This window comes from Phytohabitans sp. LJ34 (assembly GCF_052068095.1).
GTDB lineage: Bacteria > Actinomycetota > Actinomycetes > Mycobacteriales > Micromonosporaceae > Phytohabitans.
In genome coordinates this window covers 473,042-496,297 of the sequence record NZ_JBQHDG010000003.1, presented here as the reverse complement: position 1 = coordinate 496,297, position 23,256 = coordinate 473,042, and the positions used below count along the sequence as shown (strand labels likewise).

At 72.6% G+C, this 23,256-nt stretch carries 18 protein-coding genes and 3 pseudogenes; 9 read left to right on the top strand and 12 right to left on the bottom strand.

The annotated features are described in order from the left end of the window. Both ACTMTJ_RS07680 and ACTMTJ_RS07675 read left to right on the top strand, forming a co-directional pair. A pseudogene (locus ACTMTJ_RS07680) lies at positions 1–1,551 on the top strand (hypothetical protein); the annotation flags it as partial. Between the two features lie 641 nt (positions 1,552–2,192). Further along, positions 2,193–3,056, top strand: a complete 864-nt coding sequence (locus ACTMTJ_RS07675) for a dioxygenase family protein (protein WP_441215400.1) — start codon at positions 2,193–2,195, stop codon at positions 3,054–3,056. Between the two features lie 153 nt (positions 3,057–3,209). Here ACTMTJ_RS07675 and ACTMTJ_RS07670 read toward each other — a convergent pair whose 3' ends face one another. The 7 genes from ACTMTJ_RS07670 to rimO form a co-directional block, all read right to left on the bottom strand. Beyond that, positions 3,210–3,662: a hypothetical protein gene (locus tag ACTMTJ_RS07670; protein ID WP_441215399.1), complete on the bottom strand. Its 453-nt coding sequence runs from the start codon at positions 3,660–3,662 to the stop codon at positions 3,210–3,212. 105 nt (positions 3,663–3,767) lie between these two features. Further along, positions 3,768–4,559, bottom strand: a complete 792-nt coding sequence (gene pspM, locus ACTMTJ_RS07665; RefSeq protein WP_441215398.1) for a phage shock envelope stress response protein PspM — start codon at positions 4,557–4,559, stop codon at positions 3,768–3,770. A 12-nt stretch (positions 4,560–4,571) separates the two neighbouring features. After that, positions 4,572–5,435: a PspA/IM30 family protein gene (locus ACTMTJ_RS07660; RefSeq protein ID WP_441215397.1), complete on the bottom strand. Its 864-nt coding sequence runs from the start codon at positions 5,433–5,435 to the stop codon at positions 4,572–4,574. Between the two features lie 191 nt (positions 5,436–5,626). Beyond that, positions 5,627–6,175 (bottom strand): helix-turn-helix domain-containing protein, encoded by a 549-nt coding sequence (locus ACTMTJ_RS07655; RefSeq protein WP_441215396.1) that lies wholly within the window; start codon positions 6,173–6,175, stop codon positions 5,627–5,629. 71 nt (positions 6,176–6,246) lie between these two features. Beyond that, positions 6,247–6,717 carry a CinA family protein gene (locus ACTMTJ_RS07650; RefSeq protein WP_441215395.1) on the bottom strand — a complete coding sequence of 157 codons (471 nt, stop codon included), beginning with the start codon at positions 6,715–6,717 and terminating at the stop codon, positions 6,247–6,249. Further along, entirely contained in the window at positions 6,710–7,300 is a 591-nt protein-coding gene (gene pgsA / locus ACTMTJ_RS07645; protein WP_441215394.1) for a CDP-diacylglycerol--glycerol-3-phosphate 3-phosphatidyltransferase, read from the bottom strand. The genes ACTMTJ_RS07650 and pgsA overlap by 8 nt, the downstream gene beginning before the upstream one ends. After that, a complete protein-coding gene (gene rimO / locus ACTMTJ_RS07640; protein ID WP_441215393.1) occupies positions 7,297–8,859 on the bottom strand; it encodes a 30S ribosomal protein S12 methylthiotransferase RimO in 1,563 nt (520 codons plus the stop codon). Before rimO ends, pgsA begins: the two co-directional genes overlap by 4 nt. 69 nt (positions 8,860–8,928) lie before the next feature. Between rimO and ACTMTJ_RS07635 the strand changes: the two genes are divergently transcribed. From ACTMTJ_RS07635 to ACTMTJ_RS07620, 4 genes are all read left to right on the top strand, one after another. Continuing rightward, the gene (locus ACTMTJ_RS07635; protein WP_441215392.1) at positions 8,929–10,182 is read left to right on the top strand and encodes a D-arabinono-1,4-lactone oxidase; all 1,254 of its coding nucleotides are present in this window, start codon (positions 8,929–8,931) and stop codon (positions 10,180–10,182) included. A 222-nt stretch (positions 10,183–10,404) separates the two neighbouring features. Then, complete coding sequence (locus ACTMTJ_RS07630; RefSeq protein WP_441215391.1) at positions 10,405–10,848, top strand: nitroreductase family deazaflavin-dependent oxidoreductase; 444 nt, start codon at positions 10,405–10,407, stop codon at positions 10,846–10,848. Positions 10,849–10,884: 36 nt separating this feature from the next. After that, entirely contained in the window at positions 10,885–12,099 is a 1,215-nt protein-coding gene (locus ACTMTJ_RS07625; RefSeq protein ID WP_441215390.1) for an FIST signal transduction protein, read from the top strand. Further along, the gene (locus tag ACTMTJ_RS07620) at positions 12,096–14,777 is read left to right on the top strand and encodes a putative bifunctional diguanylate cyclase/phosphodiesterase (RefSeq protein ID WP_441215389.1); all 2,682 of its coding nucleotides are present in this window, start codon (positions 12,096–12,098) and stop codon (positions 14,775–14,777) included. Before ACTMTJ_RS07625 ends, ACTMTJ_RS07620 begins: the two co-directional genes overlap by 4 nt. Here the strand turns inward: ACTMTJ_RS07620 and ACTMTJ_RS07615 are convergent. The 4 genes and pseudogenes from ACTMTJ_RS07615 to ACTMTJ_RS07600 all read right to left on the bottom strand — a co-directional run. Beyond that, entirely contained in the window at positions 14,704–15,198 is a 495-nt protein-coding gene (locus ACTMTJ_RS07615; protein ID WP_441215388.1) for a DUF3291 domain-containing protein, read from the bottom strand. The two genes, ACTMTJ_RS07620 and ACTMTJ_RS07615, sit on opposite strands and share 74 nt — an antisense overlap. 7 nt (positions 15,199–15,205) lie before the next feature. Further along, complete coding sequence (locus ACTMTJ_RS07610) at positions 15,206–15,847, bottom strand: helix-turn-helix transcriptional regulator (RefSeq protein ID WP_441215387.1); 642 nt, start codon at positions 15,845–15,847, stop codon at positions 15,206–15,208. A gap of 375 nt (positions 15,848–16,222) precedes the next feature. After that, positions 16,223–17,809: pseudogene (locus ACTMTJ_RS07605) on the bottom strand (DNA translocase FtsK); the annotation flags it as partial. 219 nt (positions 17,810–18,028) lie between these two features. Continuing rightward, positions 18,029–18,502 (bottom strand): annotated as a pseudogene (locus ACTMTJ_RS07600) (DNA translocase FtsK 4TM domain-containing protein); the annotation flags it as partial. Between the two features lie 344 nt (positions 18,503–18,846). Here ACTMTJ_RS07600 and ACTMTJ_RS07595 point away from each other — a divergent pair. Genes ACTMTJ_RS07595 through ACTMTJ_RS07585 form a run of 3 tightly spaced genes read left to right on the top strand, consistent with a single transcriptional unit; the run spans position 18,847 to position 22,648 of the window. Further along, positions 18,847–19,281 (top strand): YbjN domain-containing protein, encoded by a 435-nt coding sequence (locus ACTMTJ_RS07595; RefSeq protein ID WP_441215386.1) that lies wholly within the window; start codon positions 18,847–18,849, stop codon positions 19,279–19,281. Then, entirely contained in the window at positions 19,278–21,083 is a 1,806-nt protein-coding gene (locus ACTMTJ_RS07590; protein ID WP_441215385.1) for an HSP90 family protein, read from the top strand. The genes ACTMTJ_RS07595 and ACTMTJ_RS07590 overlap by 4 nt, the downstream gene beginning before the upstream one ends. Continuing rightward, positions 21,080–22,648 (top strand): YbjN domain-containing protein, encoded by a 1,569-nt coding sequence (locus tag ACTMTJ_RS07585; protein ID WP_441215384.1) that lies wholly within the window; start codon positions 21,080–21,082, stop codon positions 22,646–22,648. The genes ACTMTJ_RS07590 and ACTMTJ_RS07585 overlap by 4 nt, the downstream gene beginning before the upstream one ends. Here ACTMTJ_RS07585 and ACTMTJ_RS07580 read toward each other — a convergent pair. Continuing rightward, positions 22,605–23,081 (bottom strand): DUF2784 domain-containing protein, encoded by a 477-nt coding sequence (locus tag ACTMTJ_RS07580; protein WP_441215383.1) that lies wholly within the window; start codon positions 23,079–23,081, stop codon positions 22,605–22,607. The two genes, ACTMTJ_RS07585 and ACTMTJ_RS07580, sit on opposite strands and share 44 nt — an antisense overlap. Between the last annotated feature and the right edge of the window lie 175 nt (positions 23,082–23,256).

Genomic DNA, 23,256 nt, shown 5'->3' with positions numbered 1-23,256 from the left:
CTGAGCGGCGCCGGCGCCGGCTCCGCGGGCTCGGCGGGTTCCGCGCTCGTGCGGCGGCTGCTGCGGCGCCGCTCGGTGCAGGCGGCGGCCGGTGCCGCGGCGGTCGCGGCCGCGGTGGCGGCGCTGGCCATGCTGCTCACCAGCCAGCCGACGCCGGTGGCCGGGCCGCCTCCTTCCGCGGCTCCCGCGGCGCCACCGCCTCCCCCGGCCGCGACGGTGCCGCCTCCGGTCGTGCCCTCGCCCTCTGTTTCGGAACCCTCGTCCGCCGCTCCGCCGCCACCCACGCCGTCGCAATCTCCATCGCCATCGTCGCCTCCGGCGGCTCTGGAGGCGCGGCTGGAGCCGGTTGGCACCCTGGTGCGCGGGCGGCCGGGCGTGCTCGCGCTGACGGTCGTCCACTCCGGACAGCGGGGCGGCGTGGGTGGCAGCCTGGCACTGCCGGACACCGGTCCACTCACCGCGCGGCTGACCCTCCCTCGTGGAGTGAGCCTCCGCTCAGGACCGGCGGGCGACGGCTGGACCTGCGCCGCCGTCCGCTGTGGACGATCCGCGTTGGCCGCCGGTGGCACCACGCGCGCGTACCTGCCGGTCACCGTCTCCGACACGGCGGCCGACGACCCGCCGCGGGTCCAGCTCACCGCGCCGCGGGCCCGCGCGGTGGCGGCGACCGCTACGGCCGGGGTACGGGCCAGTGGGCTCCCCGCGACCTTCGCCGGCACGGCACCGGTCGCGCTCGCGGTCGGCGGCAACTCGCTGCTCTCCTGCGGCGACACCTCGCGCACCTGCCCGGACGCGCGGTCGGGCCAGCGCGCGGCCGACAACGGCGACTACCACATGACCCGCTACACCGACACGCGGGCGCCGGCCGGCTACCCGTACGGCGCGGCGGTGAGCGGAGCGGCGATCCCCGTGCGCGGGAAGGTGCTCTGGGCCGGCCTCTACTGGTCCGGCACCGGACCCCGCCCCAACGAGCCGGTCGCGCGGCTGCGGGTGCCCGGCGCGGACGGGTACGCCCCGGTGGCGGCCACCCGCGTGGACACCGCCTCGGCGGCCGACTTCGGAGACGTGTACCAGGCGTCGGCCGACGTCACCGCACTCGCGCGGGGCGCCCGGGGCGGCGGCACGTGGTGGGTCGCCGTGGAGCGCGAGGCCTTCAAGGGCGGCTACAACACGTACGCCGGCTGGGCCCTCGTCGTGGTCGCGGACGGCGGCGGTACACAGCGGACGGTGGCCGTCTTCGACGCCTTCACGCCGGTGGCCCGCGGCGGCTCGTACTCGTCCCCACTGTGGGGCGCGCCCGGCCCGGCGAGCATAGGCCTGGTCGCCTGGGAGGGCGACCGCACGCTGGCCGGCGATCGCCTCGTCATCGGCGGCGCGGCGGCCGGCGGCGACAACGTGGCCGCGAGCCGGTCGGACGGCACGCCGGCGGGCTGGCACACGCTGGGCACGGACGCCCGCGTGCTGCCCGCCCGCCCGCGCTCCCCCACCCTCACCGCGTCGGCGACGACGGACGCCTGGCTGCTCGGCCCGGTCGCGCTCGTATCAGGCTGAGCGCGGCGCCGCGCTCCTCAGTCCAGACACGCCACAGCGAGCCTCAGCCCTGTAGAGACGACGCCGCTCACCAGGGCGACCTCTCCTTGGCCCAGAATGCTGGTGCTCAGGCAGACGCCGTCACTGAGTTGAGCCGTCTGCCGGCACACTTCAGCCACGCGTTCACGCCAACCTTTCCGGGCCGGATCTTCGGTCATCTTTCCTGGACTCCTTATGGACAAAGCACTCTTCACCGTTGTGGATCCGATCGCGCGCGCGACCAGCCGCTCACCAGGACGATCGGTCCCGGCAATCACTTAAAGGCGCAAGTGAAGATATGGTCTGGCTGCGGATGAGCGACCTCGCCTCGTTCGCCGACGCCTCGCTGCCCCGCCTCTCCCAGGTGGTCGGCCGGCTCGAGCGGCGCGGCTAGGTGCGGCGCACCCCGGATCCGGCCGACGGCCGCTACACGCTCGCCACCCTCACCGAGGACGGTCGGGCCACGGTGGTGGCGACCGCGCCGGGACACGTCGAGGAGGTCCGCCGCCTCGTCTTCGACCCCCTCACCAAGGCCCAGCAGCGCCAGCTGGGCACGATCGGCCGGCGCGTCATGGGCGCGATCGACCCGACGGCACCTGCCCCACCCGCTGAAAGGCCCCCCGATGATCCCCGCGGGCGCGTACGACGCGTTTCTCCCCGAGGCCCTGACCAAAGCCCGCACCCACCGGGCCTGGATACCGGCCGACGGTGCCCTGCCCGCCCTCTACCTCAGCCACGGCGCGCCGCCCCTCTTCGACGACGGCCCCTGGCTGCGGCAGCTCTTCGACTGGGCGCAGGCCCTCCCCAAGCCGCGCGGCATCGTCATCGTCTCCGCGCACTGGGAGACCGCCCCGCTGAGCCTCTCCGCACCGGCCGCGAACACCCCGCTGGTCTACGACTTCGGCGGCTTCCATCCGCGCTACTACGAGATGGAGTACGGCACGCCCGACGCCACCACGCTCGCCCGCCGCGTCGCCGCCGCCATGCCCGACACCGAGCCGGTGCACCAGCACCCGAGCCGCGGGCTCGACCACGGCGCCTGGGTGCCGCTGATGGCCATGTATCCGCTGGCGGACATCCCGGTGCTCCAGCTCAGCCTGCCCACCCACGACCCGGCCCGCCTGCTCGACATCGGCGCGAGACTCCGCCCGCTGCGGCAGGAGGGCGTGCTGGTGATCGGCTCCGGCTTCATGACACACGGCCTGCCGTTCGTCACCCGCGAGATGTTTCTGCACGGCACGGTGCCCGCCTGGTCCGCCGACTTCGACGCCTGGGTGGCCGACGCCCTGGCCCGCGGCGACGTGGACACGCTCGCCAGCTATCGCGACCACGCGCCCGGCATGCCGTACGCACACCCGACGCCCGACCACTACATCCCGCTCTTCGTCACACTGGGCGCCGCCGACCGCCCTGACCACCCGGTAGACACGACCATCGACGGCTACATGATGGGCTTTTCGAAGCGCTCGTTCCAAACCACCGCCTGACGACCGGCGCGGCGGATCCTGCCACGGGAGATGGACGTCTCACCATCGCATGATCTGTGCGATCAGAATCGCATTCGAGGACGCGGACGCGCGCTTACCAAAACGATTAACGGGTGTCGACGCGTCGGAAGTTCGGATACCACAGCAGCTCCGTCAGCTGGGCCCGATCCATAGGGCAAGCCAACCTGCGATCATGCTGCTGGCACCGACGGCCAGCGACAGCATGTCGAAGGCACGCAGGCGCGTCGGCTGCCCCGCCGGCGTTGTGGGGATCCCACCTGATTGGGCGGCATGGACCGGCTGATCGGGGTACTCGTACGTGGTCGCCGCCTGGTCGCGGTCGTGGCCGAAGATTCTCCCGATGCGGTCGAAGCGGTGGTGGCGGCAGCCGATCAGCAAGCCGCAGCCGATAAGGCGGCAAGCTTTTCGCTGGCGCGTGTAGCCGCCGCACTTGAATGGTGCGACCAAAGCCAGGTAAGGAACGAACAGCGCCAGCGCAACGAAGATCGCCAGACGACGCTGGTCGGAGACCCAGAACAACAAAACCAAGGCGACCAGTACGATCCCGACGGTCACGCGCTCTGCGACCTTGGATTTCCTGGCCATAGAAGGACGCTAATGGCTAGCGGAGCGTAGCGGAACCCATCCCGACGGTAGTCAATCCGACAGGATCTGAGGCCAGCGGCTGACACGGACCAGGGCAATAAGGGTCTATGCCGTCTGGGGTGGGATGCGCATCGGCTCGGTGAGGTCGCGGAGCTCGGCCAGGCCCGCCGCCACGCCGCGGAGCATGTCGCTGGCCTCGGTCAGGCGGGACACGGCCGGGTGCTCGGTGGCCGCGCGGCCGTCCTCCGCCACGTAGCTGGCCGCGGCGGCGACCAGGCGTTCGTACGCCACCACGCCGCTCTCCAGCTGGTCGACCAGGTTTTGCCTGGCCTCCTCCAGCGCGGGCCTCGTGTCGGCCGGGGCGAAGCGCAGTGCCTTTTCGATCGTGGCCACCCGGTGGGCGAGGTCGCGCAGTGACTGCTCGGCCACCGCGGCCTCCAGCACCGCGGGCTCTCCCGGGCCGGTGAGGCGGCCGGCCAGGCCGGACAGGGTGAGTGACGCGCGGTCGAGGCGGGCCCACGGGCTCGCCGCGGACGAGCCGCGGAGGGCGAAGCGGGCCTGTTGGCGGCGCACCTCGTCGAGGGCCGAACGGCCGACGGGCAGGCGCTGGACGGCGGCGATCAGCTTGGCGCGGGCCTGCTCGCCGGCCAGGGCCGGGTCGGGCGGTGGCGGGGCGGGCTGCGCGGCCAGGGCGCGGAAGTCGACCCACCGCCAGGCGGCCAGCGCGATCGAGCCGCCCGCCGCGGCGGCCCAGGCCGCGTCGGGGAGGCCGAGGCCGGCGTACGGGGTGAGGACCGCCGCGGCGCCCCCCAGGCCCGCGGCGAGCACGCTCCACCGGCGCGCGGAACGGCGCAACCGGCGGAGCCGCCGGAAGTAGCGGGCCCGGGGATCTGCCACGGCAGCCTCCTGCTATCCGGCCGCGCTGGCGTCGCCGGTGGTCTTTTCCTTGTTGGCCATGCTGGCCCGGATCTGGTCGAGGCGAGCCACGCCGGCCGAGTCGGCGGGGTTGGCCTGCCCGACCGCGGGCGCGGCCGGCTTGGACGCGAGCTGGTCACCGGCCATGCTGGCCCGGATCTGCTCCAGCCGAGAAGAGCCGGCCAGGTCCAACGTGGACTTTTGAATCTCGAGCATGCGGCCCTCGACCGAGTTGCCGGCGAGCTCGGCGCGGCCCATCGCGTTGGCGTAGCGCCGCTCGATCTTCTCCCGCACCTCGTCGAGCGAAGGGGTGTTGCCCGGCGCGGCCAGCGCGGACATCGACTCCAGCGAGCGGGCCACGGTCTCCTGCATCTTGGCCTGCTCGAGCTGGCTGAGCAGCTTGGTGCGCTCGGCCAGCTTTTGCTGGAGGACCATCGCGTTGTTTTCCACCGCCTGGCGGGCCTGGCCGGCTGCGCCGAGCGCCTGGTCGTGGAGGGTCTTGAGATCCTCCATCGACTGCTCGGCGGCGACCAGCTGGGTGGCGAGCGTCTGCGCGGTCTGCTCGTACTTACCCGCCTCGGCCTCGTCACCGCCCGCCCGCGCCTTGTCGGCGAGCACCAGCGCCTGGCGGGCCATCGACTGAAGCTTTTCCACCTCGGACATCTGCCGGGAAAGCTTCATCTCGAGCTGCCGCTGGTTGCCGATAACGGCGGCCGCCTGCTGGACGAGCGCCTGGTGCTGGCGCTGCGCGTCTTCGATCGCCTGCTGGATCTGCACCTTGGGATCGGCGTACTCGTCGATCTTGGCGCCGAACAACGCCATGAAGTAGCGCCAGCCCTTGACGAACGGGTTCGCCATCTCGCGGTATCCCCTCAGTGTCAGCACTCCGGTCGAGCCGCCACCGCGATGGGCGGCGCGCCCCCGCGGTCCGGCAGAGTTCCATACTCCCAGCCCGGCGCCAACCCGTCATGCGACCTCAGGGGGATATCCGGGTATGTGCCGACCGTGCCTGGGTGGATGCCGCCCCGCGCGGTTAAACCCTACGCGCGTCAGGCGACGCAGACTACATCCCGGTCACGCGGGGTGGGACGCACGGTGCGCGTGGTGCGCAGGACCGCGCTGAGCGGCGTGTCCTGGCGGATCGAGACCGAGACGGCACCGTCGGTGATCTTGCCACCGGCGACCTTGCCGGGCCGGGCCATGCGGTGCACGGCGGCCTCGGGCTGGCTCGGGGTCTCCTCGCCGGCACCCGCCGTGGCCGGCACCGGGGCGGGCGCGGGCGTGCGGGCCGGCGCGGCCGCCGGCGGCGTGTCGCGGCCGTCGCGGTCGCCACCCTGGGCCGGAACCAGCACGTGCTCCATCTGCTCGGCCAGCGCCATCTCGTCGCTGACCTCGCGCAACAGCTCGGAGAGGTGGGCGCCGAGCGCCTCGCAGATCGAGGCGAGCAGCTCGCTGGACGCTTCCTTTTGACCGCGCTCGATCTCGGAGAGGTATCCGAGACTCACGTTGGCGGCGGTAGAGACCTCGCGCAGGGTGCGGTGCTGCCCCTGCCGGCGCGCACGCAGTGCGTCACCGATCACACGGCGTAGCAGGATCATGGCACCTCCCCTGGAAAGGCTGCCCGCAACGTTACCCGCTACCCGCCCGCAACTCACAGAGGTGAGCGGGCCTAGAGGTGCTCGGTCAGCAGCCGGAGGGCCTCGGTCACGCTGGCTGAGCGGATGGCTTGGCGCCCGCCGCCCAGCGAAAGTTCGCGCACGGCTGAACCGGTCGGGCCGGCCACCGCCACGTAGACCAGGCCCACGGGCTTGCCGCCCTGCGGCTCGGGCCCGGCCACACCCGTAGTGGAGAGCCCCCAGTCGGCGCCGCAGCGGGCACGCCCGCCCTCGGCCAGCGCGAGCGCCACGTCGGGGTCGACCGGGCCGCGCTCGTCGAGCAGATCCTCCGGCACGCCGGCCAGCGAGGCCTTGAGCTCCGTCGCGTAGACCACCAGCCCGCCCCGGTAGACCGCGCTCGCACCGGCCACCTCGACCAGCATGGCCGCGACGAGCCCGCCGGTGAGCGACTCGATGGTGGCGAGCGTCTCCTTGCGCTCCACGAGGGCGTGCACCACCCCGGCGGCGGCCGACGGATCAGACACGCGCCGCCGCCCGCATGCGGAGGGCCCGGAGGGTGTAGTCGAGACCGGTGACCGTGGTCACCACGACCGCGGCGGCCATGATCCAGGGACCGATGTCGGAGATCGGATCCGGGAACGGCCACAGATACCAGGCGATCGCCATGATCTGGAGGGTTGTCTTGATCTTGCCGCCCTTGCTGGCCGCGATCACGCCGTATCGGATCACCCAGAAGCGCAGCAGTGTCACGCCCACCTCGCGTACCAGGATCACCACCGTCACCCACCAGGGCAGCCGGTCGTACCAGGAGAGCAGCACCAGCGCGGCGCCGGTGAGCGCCTTGTCGGCGATCGGGTCGGCGACCTTGCCGAACGCGGTGACCAGCCCGTATCGCCGGGCGATCCAGCCGTCGACGAAGTCGGTGAGCGAGGCGAACCCGAACGTCAGGCAGGCCGCGACGCGCCAGTCTCGCCCGACCATGTCGGACGCCACGACCATCGCCACGAACAGCGGCACCATGACGAGCCGGAGCGCGGTAATCGCGTTTGCCGCGTTGACGAGTGGCACCGGCGGCACCGGCGCGGCCCGAAGCGCGGGGTCGGTCATGGCGCGGCCGCCGAGACCATCTCGGTCGGCACGGCCACGAGGTCGACGCCCTCGGTGCCGGTGACCGTGGCCCGCACCAGGTCGCCGGGCACGAGCGCGGCCAGGTCGACGCCCGCGTCGCCGGCGACCAGCGTCACCGAGCCGTCGACCTCGGGCGCCTGGTGGGCGGCACGGCCCTCGACCACGCCGTCTTCGACGGTGTCGACGAGCACCTCGACGACCGAGCCGAGCCGCTCGGACGCCCGCTGGGCGCACAGCTCCTCGGACAGGCCGAGCAGCTTTTCGTATCGCCGCTTGATGGTCGCCCGGCCGACCTTGCCGGTCATCGTGGCGGCCTCGGTGCCGTCTTCGTCGCTGTAGTCGAACACGCCGATCGCGTCGAGCCGCGCGTCGGTGAGGAAGCGCACCAGCTCGTCCACATCGGACCGGGTCTCGCCCGGGAAGCCGACGATGAAGTTGCTCCGGGCGCCCGCCTCCGGGGCCAGCGCCCGCACCGACTCCAGCAGCTCCAGGAAGCGCTCGGTCGAGCCGAACCGCCGCATCCGCCGCAGCACCGGCTCGCTGGAGTGCTGGAAGGACAGGTCGAAGTACGGCGCGACGCCCGGTGTGGTGGCGATCACCTCGACGAGCCCGGGGCGGGTCTCCGCCGGCTGGAGGTAGCTGGCCCGCACGCGCACGATGCCCTCGACGGCCGCGAGCTGGGGCAGCAGCCGCTCCAGCAGGCGCGGGTCGCCGAGATCCTTGCCGTAGGAGGTGGAATTTTCACTCACCAGCACCAGCTCGCGCACGCCGGTCTTGGCCAGCCACTCGGCCTCGGCGAGCAGCTCGTCGGGCGTACGCGACACGAAGGCGCCGCGGAAGGCGGGGATCGCGCAGAACGCACACCGCCGGTCGCACCCGCTGGCCAGCTTGAGCGAGGCGACCGGCCCGTCGGCCAGGCGCCGCCGGCGCAGATGCTTGGGACGCACCTCAGCGTCCGCGTCAGCGCGGCCCCCAACACCGTGTCCGGGTCCGAACGACCCGGCGGGACTTACCTCAGCGTCCGCGTCAGCGCGGCCCCCAACACCGTGTCCGGGTCCGAACGACCCGGCGGGAAGGTGGCCGGGGATCGCGAGGTCGCTCTCCCGGCGGGCGACCGGCGTGAGCGGCAGCAGCTGGCGGCGGTCGCGCGGGGTGTGCGCGTCGAGCCGCTCGCCGGCCAGCACCGAGTCGAGCCGCGCGGCGATCTCGGGGTAGTCGTCGAAGCCCAGCACCGCGTGTGCCTCGGGCAGGCTGTCGGCGAGCTCACGCCCGTAGCGCTCGGCCATGCACCCGGCGGCGACCACCTTGGCACCGGTGTCGGCGGCGGCCATCAGCGTCTGGATCGAGTCTTGCTTGGCCTTGTCGACGAAGCCGCACGTATTGACCAGCACCACGTCGGCGCGCTCGCCGTCGGTGGTGACCTCCCACCCGTCGGCGTGCAGGCGGCCGGCCAGCTCCTCCGAGTCGACCTCGTTACGGGCACAGCCCAACGTCAGCAGGGCTACGCGACGGGTTTCGGCGGAGGAGGGAGACACCACCCGAGGGTACCGGTCCGCGCAGCGGAAGCACCTGAGGCGTCCGTACTGGAAGTACGAGACCATCAGGACGTGAAAGAGCGAATCAGCAACTGGGCCGGCAATGTCACCTTCACCGCGGCGCGCCTGCACCGCCCCTCGACCGTCGCGGAGCTTCAGTCGCTCGTCGCCGGCGCGGATCGGATCCACGCGCTCGGCACCGGCCACTCGTTCAGCCGTGTCGCCGACTCCCCCGGCGACCTCGTCACCGTCGCCGGGCTGCCGCCTGTGATGGACGTCGACACGGCCGCCGGCACGGTCACCGTCTCGGCCGGGCTGCGCTACGGCGAGCTGGCGCCGTACCTGCACGAGAAGGGGTACGCGCTGCACAACCTGGGCTCGCTGCCGCACCTGTCGGTGGCCGGGGCGTGCGCGACCGGCACGCACGGCTCGGGCGTACGCAACGGCGGGCTCGCCACGGCCGTGTCGGAGATCGAGCTGGTTACGGCGGGCGGTGAGATCGCTCTCCGGAAAAGAGGCGACGACCTCTTCGACGCGGCGGTTGTCGGGCTCGGCGCGTTCGGCGTCGCCACCCGCGTCACGCTCGACCTCCAGCCCACGTTCGACGTCGAGCAGTACGTCTACGACGGCATGCCCTTCGCCGCGCTGCGCGAGAATTTCACCGAGGTGATGTCGGCGGCGTACAGCGTCAGCGCGTTCACCGACTGGGCCAGCCCCACCGTGCGCAACATATGGGTCAAGCGCCGCGTCGACGAGCCGCTCCCGCCGCCGGCCGAGTGGCTGGGCGCGGTGCGGGCGGACGGCCCACGCCACCCGGTCCCCGGCATGCCGGCCGAAAACTGCACCGAGCAGCTCGGCGTGCCCGGTCCGTGGCACGCGCGGCTGCCGCACTTCCGGCTGGAGTTCACACCGAGCAGCGGGGAGGAGCTGCAAACCGAGTACTTCGTGGCGCGCGAGGACGCGGAGGCCGGGCTGGCCGCGCTGGACGCCGTGCGCGACCGGATCGCCCCGGTGCTCCAGATCTCCGAGATCCGCACCATCGCGGCGGACCGGCTCTGGCTCAGCCCTTCGTACGGGCGGGACAGCGTCGCCTTCCACTTCACCTGGGTCAAGGACGCGGAGGCGGTCGCGCCGGTGGTCGCCGCGATCGAGGAGCGGCTGGCCCCGCTCGGCGCGCGCCCGCACTGGGGCAAGGTCTTCGCGATGGCGCCCGAGGTCGTCGCCGACCGGTACCCGAGGTTGCGCGACGCCGCCGCCCTGGCCCGGAGCCACGACCCGCGCGGCGTCTTCCGGAATGAGATGGTCGACCGCTACCTGACGTCCTAACTTCGAAAGATTTTGAGCTACCGCGACGTCCGCGGTGGTCCGGACCGCTGCTCCCGCGGCCTCACCCGTCCGCTGTTGGTCACGCGGTTGGGTCTTGCCCCGCGGACGTGGCAGCGGAGGCCGGGGATCTCGGCTCGCCCCGCGAGCCGCCGGCCGCCGCGGTCTCCGGCGGGAGCGGCGGCCCGCCGCTGACGCGGCCCGGGAACATCTAGCATCTACCGAGTGACGACTATCGATCTAGATCATCCGCTCGACCCACCGGCTGGCACGTGGCAGGAGGAGCACCTCAGTCGCTATCTGCGGACCGGCGGGCAAGACGGCCACATCTGGAACGGCGCGCCGACGCTGCTGCTCACCACGCGTGACCACCGACTCGGGCGGGCGCGGCGCACCGGGCTGATCTACGGGCGCGACGGCGACCGATACCTGGTGGTCGCCTCGGCCGGCGGGCGGGCCGACCATCCGATCTGGTTTCACAACCTGTCGGCGGACCCCGAGGTGCTCGTGCAGGTCTTCGAGGAGCGCTTTCCGGCGCGGGCGCGTGCCGCGACAGCCGAGGAGAAAGCGCGCCTTTGGGAGATCATGACTGATATCTGGCCGGACTACGACGTGTACCAGACGCGCACCGAACGCGACATCCCGCTGGTGATCATCGAACGTGCATAAGTGATCACGCACGGGTACCCACCAGGGACCCGAAGTGTGCGAAGATACGTCGTGTTTACCCAGCGTGACCAAGGGAGCGCGGCTTCGCGCCAGCTCACCGGTGTCGGCGCCAGCGACCTGACTGACTCCCGGGGGGCCGGCCGCGCCGCCGCTTCGGCCGCCGTGGGCCGGTTGGGCGGCCCGCCACCCACCCTCGTCGTCGTGTACTCGTCGGTGCGCCACAGCCTCACCGACCTGCTCGCCGGCGTGCGGGATGTCACCGGCACCACGCCGCTGGTGGGCGCCACCTCGAGCGGGCAGTTCCACGACGGCACGCTGACCCCGCCCGGCGAAGGCGTGGTCGTGCTGGTGCTCGGCCCGGGGCCCTACCGGTTCGGCGTGGCCTCGGCCAAGGGCCTGCGCGCCGACGCGTTCACCGCGGGTCGGGAGATCGCGCGGGCCGCACGCGACGCCGCCGGGCCCGAGCGGCTGGCGCACGCGGCGATCCTGCTCCTCGCCGACGGCCTCGCCGGCCACCACCAGACGCTGCTCAGCGGCGTTCACCGGGTGGCCGGTGCCTCGGTGCCGGTGGCCGGCGGCGCGGCCGGCGACGACCGCAGGCTGGCGGAGACGTTCGTCTTCCACGACGGCGAGGTGTTGGCCGACGCCGCGGCGGCGGTCTGGATCGACTCGCCCCACCGGCTCGATGTCGTGGTGGCGCACGGCTGGCGGCCGGTGAGCCTGCCGATGCTCGTCACCCGCGTCGACGGCACGGTCGTGCACGAGATCGGCGGCCGGCCGGCGCTCGATGTCTTCCGGGAGCACTTCCCCGGCCGGGCCGTGGAGCAGTCCCTGCGCTACGCGCCGGTGGACGGCTGGCCCCGCTCGCACGCGTTGGGCCTGATCGAGCCGGACGGCACGCAGCTGATCCGCGGTGCGTACCTCGACGACGAGGGCCGGCTCAACACGTTCGCGCCCCTCCCGCCGTACTCGGCGGTGCAGATCGTGGCCGGCGAGCCCGACGACCTGCTCAGCGTGGCCGACGGCATCGCGAAAGACGCGGTCGCCGGGCGGGAGCCGGGCGTGCTGCTGGTCTTCAGCTGCGTGGCCCGCCTCGACATCCTGCGCGACCGCGGCGCCGAGGAGCCCGGCCGGCTGCACGCCGCGGCGGCCGGCGTGCCCACGTTCGGCTTCTTCACCTACGGCGAGTTCGCCCGCACGACGAGCGTGGCCGGCTACCACAACGCGACAGTCGCGGCGATAGCCCTATGACCGCGGAGCACGTCGCCACGCTCCGGCGGCAGCTCGACGAGGCCGCGAGCGCGGTACGCCAGGCCTACCGCGACACCACGCGGCTGATCCGGCTGCTGGCGGCCGTCGGCCAGCCTTCCTCGCCGGGCGAGCTGACCGACCGGATGCTGCTGGTCCTCTCCGACGTGTTCTCCGCGGACGTGACGATGCTGGCCCACGTGGCGCCGCCGCGCATGGTCGTGCGCCACTCCTGCGGCCTGCCCGAGGACGACCCGGGGCACACCACCGGCTGGTCCCTGCCCGCGGAGTCGGCCGGCCCGCTCGCCAGCGCCGGCCTCGCCACGTTGGGCGGGCGGGGCGTGTCGGCGATGCCCGCCCCGCTCGCCGCGCTCGGCGCCCGGTTCGCGGTGTGGATCCCGCTCGACCCGGAGCGGGCGAGATCCGGGCCGGGGAGCGCGGGAGAAGCGGGCTCCGGCGCCGACCCGGGCGACGTGCTGGTGCTGTGTCGCGGCGCCGGTGAGGAGTTCACCCAGCTCGACCTCCAGGTGCTCGCGTCGGTGACACACCGCCTGCGGATGGCGCTGCACGAGCGCGAGCAGAGCGCGGTGATGGCCCGCCTCGCCCAGTCCGGCCACCGGCTGGCCCGCCACCTCGACCTGGTCCCGCTGCTCGACGAGGTGGCCGCGCTGCTGCGCGAGCTGACCGGCGCCGACGACGCGTGGGCGGTCACCGTCCGCGACGGCCGCGCGGTCCGCCGTGCCCACAGTGGACACGACGACACCCTCGATCCGGCCGACCAGCTGCCCGGCTGGGAGGCGGCCTGGCAGGGCGAGCCGTACGTGCTGGTGCAGGGGCATCGCCGGCTGGTCGGCGTGCCGGTGATGCGTGACGGCGAGCCGTGCGCCCTGCTGTACGCGGCCCGCTCGCTCCCCCGCCCGCTGACCGGCGACGCGGTCGAGATCCTCGCCGTGTTCGCCAACTACGTGGCGGCGGCGATCACCAACGCCGAGCTGTACCGCGCGCTCGGCCAGAGCGAGTCGTCGCTGCGCCTGATCACCGACTCGATCAGCGACCTCGTGGCGATGGTCGGCGCGGACGGGCGCTTCGCGTACGCCTCCCCCTCGCACGGGCGCGAGCTGGCCCGCGAGCCGGACCGGCTGGTGGGGCGGCGGGTCACCGACTTCGTCCACCCCGACGACCGCGCGCGGCTGGAGGGCGCGCTGCGCGGGGCCGCCTCGGGCGACAAGGTGGAGTACCGGCTGCGCACCGGCTCCGGCCACTGGACCTGGGTGGAGAGCGCGCTGCGCCCCGCCCCCTCGGCCGGCGGCACCGTGGTGCTCTCCTCGCGCGTGATCGACGACCGCAAGCGGCTCGAAGCCGAGCTGCGGCTGCGCGCCACCCACGACCCGCTCACCGGCCTGGCCAACCGCACGCTCGTCGCGCAGCGGCTCGCCGAGGCACTCGCCGACGGCGAGGGGGCCGGCCATGTCGGGCTGCTCTTCTGCGACCTCGACAGGTTCAAGGCGGTCAACGACCGGCTCGGCCACGAGGCCGGCGACGACCTGCTCAAGCAGGTGGCCGCCCGCCTGCGCCACAGCCTGCGCCCCGGCGACCTGCTCGGGCGCTTCGGCGGCGACGAGTTCGTGGTGGTGCTCGACGGCGTGGGCGACCTCGCCGACGTCGCACAGGTCGGCCGGCGGGTGGCCCGCGCGCTCGACGACACGTTCCGGCTGCACGACGAGCCGGTGCGCATCTCGGCGAGCGTGGGCGGGGTGCTCGGCGTACGCCGCCGCACCACCGCGAGCGCGATGCTGCGCGACGCCGACGCCGCCATGTACGCGGCGAAGGACCGCGGCCTCGGCCTGATCGAGGTCTTCGACGACGCCGCGTCGAGCCGCTCGCTCGACCGGCTCGGGCTCCGCTCCGACCTGCTCGGCGCGCTCGAAGGCGACCAGTTCGCGGTGCACTACCAGCCGATCTGCGAGCTGGGCAGCCGGCGGGTGGTCGCGTTCGAGGCGCTGCTGCGGTGGACCCACCCGCAGCGGGGCGCGGTGCCGCCCGACGTGTTCATCCCGCTCGCCGAGGAGACCGGCGCGATCGTCCCCATCGGACACTGGGTGCTCGAGGAGTCGTGCCGCGAGCTGGCCCGGTGGAACGGGCGCGCCGGGGAGCGGATGCGGGTCAACGTCAACCTCTCGCCGGTACAGCTCCAGCAGCCCCACCTCGCCCACGAGCTGCTCGACATCGTGCGACGGTCCGGAGTGGACCCGGGCGACGTGTGCCTGGAGGTCACCGAGCACAGCTACCTGCGCGAAGACGTCACCGAGAGCGCCTCGGTGCTCCGCTCCGCCGGGCTGCACTTCGCGCTCGACGACTTCGGCACCTCGTACTCCAGCCTCAACTACCTCAAGTGGTTTCCGATCGACCTGCTCAAGGTCGACCGCTCGTTCGTCGGCGGCGTGGCGGCGAGCGACACCGACCGGGGCATCGTGCGGGCGGTGCTCGCGATCGCCGACTCGCTGCGGCTCGGCGTGATCGCCGAGGGCGTGGAGACCGAGGAGCAGCGCGCGGCCCTGGTCGACCTCGGCTGCGCGCTGGGCCAGGGCAACCTGCTCTCCGCCCCGCTCACCCCCGAGGCGGCCGCTGACCTGCTGGGAGTGGCGCCGCCGCCGGCGCGGGATGCGGCTCACGCAGGGTGAACGCCTCGGGCCCGGGGCCCGCCTTGTCGAGCAGCGCCAGCCGCTCCCACGCCTCTTCCACGGTGGGGATCGTGCCGGCGGGGATCCACCAGAGCACGAGGTGGGAGCCGAGTCCTTCGCGGGAAAACCACTCCCGCCGCCGGCGCAGCTGCTCCAGGTGGGTGCCGTCGCGGTAGGTGAACTCGCGCAGCGCCTCGACCGACTCCCAGACCGACATGTTCACCATCAGGTCCGGCCCGAACGGGCGCAGCATCGTCGCGTCGTCGGAGCCCTCACCGATGAGCCGCCAGACGAAGCCGGGCGCGGCGTCGGCGCGCGCGTTGATGAGTTCGAGCTCGCCGACGAAGCCGGCCATCGAGGGGTCGTCGAGCGGCGCGCGCGGGTAGGCGACGTTGAGCTGGGCGAGGTGGTAGTCGGTCATGGCCGTACTATAAATCATCAGCGTTGGTTTTAGAAAGGACCACGCAGCAGTAGCCGGGACGCGGATCCAGCCGCGCCCGCCATTCGCCGTCGCCGGCCCCCTCCAGCAACCCCTCGACAAGGGCCAGGTTCATGCCGCAGACAAGCGGCGGAAACCGCTGCGCGACCTGGTGGAAGGGGCAGTTGCGCAGGCGCACCGTGTACCCGTCGACCTCCGGCTCGTAGCCCCGGGCGGCGAGCACCTCGACGGGGTCGGCGCCCGCACCCACCTTCTGGCCTTCCACGCGAGCGACCTCGTAGGCGGCGGCGTCAGCGCCGGACCGCTCGACCGCCTCGGCGAGCAGCTCGGCCGCCGACAGGTAGGAACGCGGCGGCACACTGACCACGTGCTCGCCGGCCGCCCGCTGGTAGAGCTTCGCCGGCCGCCCGGCACCCGGCCCGGAGCGCCCCGTCCGCCGCGCGAACGACACCTCCAGCAGCCCCGCCTCCACGAGCTTGTCCAGATGGAACGCCGCGAGCGTCCGCCCCACCCCGAGCGCCCCCGCCACCTCGTCCCGCCCCACGGCCACGCCGCCGGCATCGACGACGACCTGGTACGCCGACCGCCGCACCGGATCCGTCAACAGCGCGAGCGCCTCTAAATCCTCCACACGTTGACAATAGAGCCCTCGCCAGCCCAGGTCCGCCCGTCGTGATGCCTATTTACCCCTGTCCGCGCCAGTTACGGACCGTATGCTCCCGCGGGCACCGCTCCGGTCGGCGGCTCGCCAGGGCTCGCCGAGATCCCCGACCTCCACTGCCAGCTCCGCGCCCCAAGCCCTTCACCCTTGCCCCAAGAGGGCAGCCCTCTTGGGCGTGAATTCCCAGCAGGGGTCCCGTACACCCGCCCAGACAGTGACAGGGCTGCCCTCTTGAGGCAGGGGCGGGAGGGGTGAGCGGGACCAGCGGCGGACGGGTGAGGCCGCGGGAGCAACGGTCTGGACCACGACGGAGGTCGCGGTAGCTCGAAATGTCTTTGGCTCCGGTCACTCCGGGCGGAGCTGGACCAGCGCTTCCTCGAGCTCGTCGGGCTTGACCAGCACGTCGCGGGCCTTGGAGCCCTCGGACGGGCCGACGATGCCGCGGGTCTCCATCAGGTCCATGAGGCGGCCGGCCTTGGCGAAGCCGACCCGCAGCTTGCGCTGGAGCATCGACGTGGAGCCGAACTGGGACGTGACGACCAGCTCGATCGCCTGCACCAACAGGTCGAGGTCGTCGCCGATGTCCTCGTCGATCTTCTTCTTCGGGTCTTGCACCGGGGTAAGCACGTCTGGCCGGAACTCCGGCTCGCGCTGGTCCTTGCAGTGCTTGACCACGTCGTTGATCTCGGTCTCGCTGACCCAGGCGCCCTGGATGCGGATCGGCTTGGACGCGCCCATCGGCAGGAAGAGGCCGTCGCCGCGACCGATCAGCTTTTCGGCGCCGGGCTGGTCGAGAATGACGCGCGAGTCGGCGAGTGACGACGTGGCGAACGCGAGCCGCGACGGCACGTTGGCCTTGATGAGGCCGGTGACGACGTCGACCGAGGGGCGCTGGGTGGCCAGCACCAGGTGGATGCCGGCGGCGCGGGCGAGCTGGGTGATGCGGACGACCGAGTCTTCGACGTCGCGCGGGGCGACCATCATGAGGTCGGCCAGCTCGTCGACGATCACCAGCAGGTAGGGGTACGGGCGGATCTCGCGCTCGCTGCCGGGCGGCGGCTTGACCTGCCCGCTGCGTACCTTGCGGTTGTAGTCGTCGATGTGGCGTACGCCGGCGGCGGCCAGGTCGTCGTACCGCATGTCCATCTCGCGGACGACCCAGTCGAGCGAGTCGGCGGCCTTCTTCGGGTTGGTGATGATCGGGGTGACGAGGTGCGGGATGCCCTCGTACGAGGTCATCTCCACCCGCTTCGGGTCGATCAGGACGAGCCGCACCTCGTCGGGGGTGGCCCGGCTCAGGATCGAGACGAGCAGCGAGTTGAGGCAGGACGACTTGCCCGCGCCGGTGGCGCCGGCGATGAGGATGTGTGGCATCTTCGCGAGGTTGGCCACGACGTAGCCGCCCTCGATGTCCTTGCCGAGCGCGACGAGCATCGGGTGGTGGTCGCCGGTGGCGGCCCGCGAGCGGAGCACGTCGCCGAGCGCCACGTCTTCGCGGTCGGAGTTGGGGATCTCCACGCCGACCGCGCTCTTGCCCGGGATCGGGCTGAGGATGCGCACGTCGGGCGACTTCACGGCGTACGCGATGTTGCGGGAGAGCTGGGTGATCCGCTCGACCTTGACACCGTGGCCCAGCTCCACCTCGTAGCGCGTGACGGTAGGCCCGCGGGTGAAGCCGGTGACCGCCGCGTCGACGTCGAACTGCTCGAACACACCCTGGAGCGCGGCGATGACCTCGTCGTTGGCCTTGCTGCGGCTCTTCGCGGCGGCGCCCTGCTTGAGCAGGTTGGGCGGGGGCAGCTTGTAGTCGCCGGCCATGCCGGTGATGGCGAGCTGCTCGGCGCGGGTGGGCGGCGGCGAGTGCTCCGGCGGCTCGGCGACCTTGCGGGCGGCGGGCACGGAGGCGGGCGGCTTGCGGGGCAGGAGGACCGTGTCGTGGACGATCTCCTCCTCGTCCGGCTCCTCGTTGAGGCTCGCCTGGCGCCGGCGTGACGGCGAGCGGCGCCGGACCGGAGGCTCTTCTTCCTCCTCTTCCTCCGTGGGCTCCTCGTCGTCAGGGAGCGGCCGGCCCAGCAACGAGCCGACCAGCAGGCCCAGCCGCTCCGGGACCTTGTTGATCGGTGTCGCCGTGATGACCAGCAGGCCGAAGAGCATCAGCAGCACGAGCAGCGGGAACGCCACCCACTCGGTCACCGCCCGCTCGAGCAGCCCGCCGACGCCGGTGCCGATCAGCCCACCCGCGTAGTCGCGCTGGGCGTTGTCGATCGGGTCCTGGGCGAGGTGGAGCAGGCCGGCCGCGGAGAGGATCAGCGCGGACCAGCCGACCACGCCCCGCCCGCGGTGCTCGGGGTCGCTCGGCTCGCGCATCAGGCGGATCGCCGCGACGAGCAGCAGCAGCGGCAGCGCGGCGGCGATCGCGCCGAGGAAGAGCCGCACGGTGTCGGCCACCCGCTCGCCGACCGGGCCGGCGCCGGAGAACCAGACCGCGACGCCGGTGAGGATGGCCAGGCCCAAGAGCAGGAGGCCGCCGCCGTCGCGGCGGTGCTCGGGGTCGAGGTCACGGGCGGTGGCGGCCTGGCGACCGACGCCCCGGACCGCCCACCCCACGCTGTGCGCGACGCCCATCCAGACCGCGCGGACGCCGCGTCCCAACAGGACGGGCACATTGGTGCTGGAGGTGCGACGACGGGCGCGGGTGGATTGGCGGGCGCGACCGCTCGCGGCGCGCGCGGTGGACGCACCGCGCCGCCGACTCGCCTGGGTGGTGCGGCCAGCCATAGGCCCTAGGATCACACGGTAGCCGCAAGGTACGACGGAAGCGCGCCCACCGGCGGCGTGTCATTTTGAGGCGAAGACCCTTTGATCCGGCGCTGGCACCGCCGTCGTATCGTGCCCCGGGGACCCCTGGCCGCCGTTCATCGAGCGGTGCTAGGAAAGACCGCAGCCACATCCGAAGGGACATTTCTCGCATGCCATCCGAAGGCGAAGTCCAGACCCTCGCGCCGCTCACCAACGACCTGATCGCGCAGGTGCTGACCGCCCACGGCTACAACTTCGGCACTGACGACGACGGCGACATCGGCGGGATGTGGGACGACAACCTCATCTGGTTCTTCCGCCGCGGCTCCTCGGGCGAAATGCTCCAGGTGCGCACCCTGGCGGCGGCCGAGTTCACCGTCGACGACGTGCCGCGGCTGTACGCGTTCTGCAACGAGTGGAACCACGACCGCCTGTGGCCGAAGGCGTTCGTGCACGTCAACGACGACGGCACGGCCCGCGTCTTCGGCGAGGTCACCACCGATCTCGAGCGCGGTGTCTCGCACGCCCAGCTCGACCAGCTCATCGGCTGCGGCATCTCGACCGGCTGCCAGCTGGCCGAGGCGGCGGCGGAGCTCAAGTCGTGACGAGTACGGAGCACCGTTTCCAGGTCGACCTGCGCGGCGTGGTCGACCTGCTCAGCCACCACCTGTACGCGAGTCCTCGGGTCTTCGTCCGCGAGCTGTTGCAAAACGGCACCGACGCGATCACCGCGCGTCGCGCCGCGGACCCGGACGCCCCCGCCGGCCGCGTGGTCATCGAGCCGCTCCCCGGCGGGGCGCTGCGCGTGACCGACAACGGCATCGGCCTCACCGAGGCGGAGGTACACACGTTCCTGGCCAGCGTCGGGCGCACCTCCAAGCGCGACGACCTGGGCTTCGCCCGGCAGGACTACCTCGGCCAGTTCGGCATCGGGCTGCTGTCCTGCTTCATGGTCGCGGACGCGATCGAGGTGGTCTCCCGTTCGGCCAAGGGCGGCGGGGCGGTGAGCTGGACCGGTTACGCGGACGGCCGCTACACCACCGGCGCGGCCGAGGCCGCGGAGGTCGGCACGACGGTCACCCTCCGCCCGCGGGCCGGCGCCGAGCACTGGCTCACCCCGGCCACCGTGCGCGAGCTCGCCTCGTCGTACGCCCACCTCCTGGACGTCGAGGTCACCGTCGGGGGCGAGCGGATCACCGAGCCGCAGGCTCCGTGGGAGGTCGCCTACGACGATCCGGAGGTACGCCGCGCGGCGCTCCTCGACTACGGCGCCAAGCTGCTCGGCAGCCGCCCGATGGAGGTCATCGACCTGGGCGTGCCCGAGGCGGGGCTGCGCGGCGTCGGCTTCGTGCTCGCGTCGCCGGCCCAGGTCGGGCAGGGCGGCCACCGCGTGTACCTCAAGCGCATGCTGCTCAGCGAAGACGCCTCCAAGCTCGTGCCGGAGTGGGCGTTCTTCGTGCGCTGCGTGGTCGACACGAGCATGCTGCGGCCGACCGCCAGCCGCGAAGCGCTGTACGAGGACGACCTGCTCTCCGCCGTCCGCGCCGGCCTCGGCGAGCAGATCCGCACCTGGCTGCTCGACCTGTCGGTCAACGACCCCGACCGGCTGGCCGCCTTCCTGCGCGTGCACCACCTGGGTGTCAAGGCGCTCGCCGTGCGCGACGACGAGATGCTCAAGCTCGTCGACGCGTGGTTGCCGTTCGAGACGAGCCGGGGCACGATGCCGCTGCGGGTGTTCCGCCGCGGGCTGTCGATGATCCGCTACGTGGAGACCGTCGACGAGTTCCGTTCGCTCGCCGCGATCGCCAGCGCCGCCGGCACGCCGGTGGTCAACGCGGGCTACGCGTACGACACCGAGATCCTGGAGCGACTGTCCAGGGTGGACTCCGAGGCACGGGTGCGCCGCCTCGACCCGGGCGAGCTCGCCGCGCGGCTCGATCCGCTGCCGCCGGCCCAGGAGGCGCAGGTGGCGCCATTCCTGGAGACCGCGCGGGCGGTGCTGCGCGAGCTCGACTGCGTGCCGCTGATCCGCCAGTTCGACCCGGTCACGATGCCCGCCCTGTACGTGATGAGCCAAAAGGCGCGCACCCAGGACACCGTCCGGCGCAGCATCGAGGCGGTCGACGACCTGTGGTCGGACGTACTTTCGGCGTTCGACGACGTGGCCGTGGAACACCGGCCGGAGCTCGTCTTCAACTGGCGCCACCCGCTCATCCGCAAGATCACGTCGTACCCTCCGGGGCCCGCGCTGCGCCACGCCGTCGAGGCCCTCTACGGCCAGGCGCTGCTCGCCGGCCACCACCCCCTGCGGGCGGTGGACCAGGCGGCCCTCAACCGTTCGTTCCTCGCTTTGCTGGACCGCGCCTTCACGGACCTCCCGTCCTCTGACTCCTCGGAGAAATCATGAGCACCACGCACGAGCTGCAAGAGGCCCTCGAAGAGGCCCGCGACATGCCCGACGGCGACGGCAAGATCGCCGAGCTGGAGCGGATCGCCGCCCACGCCGACGCCGCCGGTGACGTGCGGCTCGGCTACGACGCCCGGATCGACCTGATCGACGCGTACAACAACCACACCGAGCGGTGGCGCATGCTTCCCGCGTTCGGGTGGTGCCTCGCGGCGTACGACCGCGACCCCTCGATGTTCGAGGAGTGGGACGGCGAGCAGCTGCGCTGGTACCACAAGTGGGCGGTGGCCACGCTGCGCAGTACTCCGCGCGTGGGGCTGGCGCAGACGCAGGCCGCGCTCGACGACATGGAGCGGCGCTTCCGGGCCGGCGGGCACAGCATGCAGACCATCTACAACCTCCGCTGCAAGATCGCCGACCACGTCGGCGACGAGCCGGGCGCGCGCAAGTGGTTCGACCTGTGGCGCACCGCCGAACGCGACGAAAACAGCGACTGCGCCGGCTGCGACCCCTCCCGCCAGGCCGAGCTGCTCGCCGGCTGGGGCGAGTGGGACGACGCGCTCAAGACGGTCGAGCCGGTGCTCAGCGGCGTGCTGGGCTGCGCCGAGCAGCCGGAGAAGGCACTCGTCGCGGTGCTCATGCCGTACCTGAAGCTGGGCCGCTACGAGGAGGCCGCGAAGGCGCACGTGCGGGCCTACCGCCGCCACCGCCACGAGCGGGACGCGTTCTCGTTCCTGCCCGAGCACATGCGTTTCTGCGTGCTGACCGGTAACACCGACCGCGCCGTCGACATCCTCGCCGAGCACCTGAGCTGGCTCGACCGCCCGTACGACGACGCCTCCGCCATGGAGTTCGCCGCCGTGGGCGCGCTCGTGTGCCGGCTGGCCGCGCCGACCGGCCGGATCGTGCACCGGCCGTCGTTCGAGAGCCGCCCCGAGGCCGACCTCACGCTGGAAGAGCTCGGCGCCACCCTGGCCGCACAGGCCCGGGAGATCGCCGGGCAGTTCGACGCGCGAAACGGCACCGACCACCAGTCCCGCCGCATGGCACAGTGGATGTCAGCCGAGCCACTGCTGGAGAGCCTTGAACTGCCACCGGACCAACCCACCCCGTCCTACATGAACGAGCCAGGCCTACCCCCGGAGGGCCGCGACGAGGTCGTGGCCCCGTTGACCGTGCAGGCCATCACCGCGGCGCTCGACGACCGCGGCGACCGCTACTACGTCGACGAAGACGGCACGGTCGGCGGCCAGTGGGGCAAGGGAATGCTGACCTTCGACTGTATGGGCGAGCAGGGCGAGATCCTGCACGTGCGCGTGGTCGCCCAGCGCCGCCTCCCCGCCGACCGGCTGATGGACGCGTACGCGTTCTGCAACGCCTGGAACCACGACAAACTGCTGCCGAAGGCCTACGTGCACGACACCGGCCAGGGCGACCTCATCCTGGCCGGCGACGTCACGACCGACCTGGAGCACGGCGTGGCCGCGCCCCAGCTGGGCGTGCTGCTGCACGCCGCGATCGTCACGAGCGCCCAGTTCGCCGACGAGGTGGCCGCCCTGCCGTAACGGGCACTGTCGCGGCGCCGTCCCGCTGGGGGCGGCGCCGCTCGCCGTCCCATTGGGTGCGGCGCTCGCCGTCCCGCTGAGGGCGGCGCCGTTGCTTTGCTACGAACCCCACCCACGAGACGACGACGGCGATCGCGGCGAGCACCTGCATCAGGGTGGCGAGCCGCTCGGGGTAGACGACGCCCTCGATGTACCGGTCGATGAAGCCCTTGGTCAGCCCGGCCTCGCCGGCCTGCCGCCGCGACCAGTCCTCCGCGTAGGTGAGCGGGCAGGTCAGCTGCGCCCCGATCACCACGAACCCCCACAGGCCGGCGGCCAGGTGCGGCCAGATCGCGCGCGGCCAGCGCCAGGCCAGAAACCCGCCCGCGACCGCGTAGGCCACGAAGGCGAAGTGCAGCCCGAGGATGATGCTGGTGAGCGCGCGGTACCCCACCCGGCCAGCGTATGCCGGCGCCTGGTAGATGGCCTGGTGTCGCATACCTAGGCTCGGGGTGTTGATCAGGGAGTTGGTGGGCGTGTCGGCCGATGTGTCGCGTCACCAACTCCCTGATCAATACCAAGGGGCCGCCCCTGAAGCGGGATGCCGGCGCCCAGATAGGGGCGCCGGC

Coding starts and splice junctions, on each gene's coding strand:
- ACTMTJ_RS07675 (WP_441215400.1), top strand. CDS start 2,193: ATGATCCCCGCGGGCGCGTACGACGCGTTTCTCCCCGAGGCCCTGACC.
- ACTMTJ_RS07670 (WP_441215399.1), bottom strand. CDS start 3,662: ATGGCCAGGAAATCCAAGGTCGCAGAGCGCGTGACCGTCGGGATCGTA.
- ACTMTJ_RS07595 (WP_441215386.1), top strand. CDS start 18,847: ATGCCATCCGAAGGCGAAGTCCAGACCCTCGCGCCGCTCACCAACGAC.
- ACTMTJ_RS07620 (WP_441215389.1), top strand. CDS start 12,096: ATGACCGCGGAGCACGTCGCCACGCTCCGGCGGCAGCTCGACGAGGCC.
- ACTMTJ_RS07615 (WP_441215388.1), bottom strand. CDS start 15,198: ATGACCGACTACCACCTCGCCCAGCTCAACGTCGCCTACCCGCGCGCG.
- ACTMTJ_RS07660 (WP_441215397.1), bottom strand. CDS start 5,435: ATGGCGAACCCGTTCGTCAAGGGCTGGCGCTACTTCATGGCGTTGTTC.
- pgsA (WP_441215394.1), bottom strand. CDS start 7,300: ATGACCGACCCCGCGCTTCGGGCCGCGCCGGTGCCGCCGGTGCCACTC.
- ACTMTJ_RS07585 (WP_441215384.1), top strand. CDS start 21,080: ATGAGCACCACGCACGAGCTGCAAGAGGCCCTCGAAGAGGCCCGCGAC.
- ACTMTJ_RS07655 (WP_441215396.1), bottom strand. CDS start 6,175: ATGATCCTGCTACGCCGTGTGATCGGTGACGCACTGCGTGCGCGCCGG.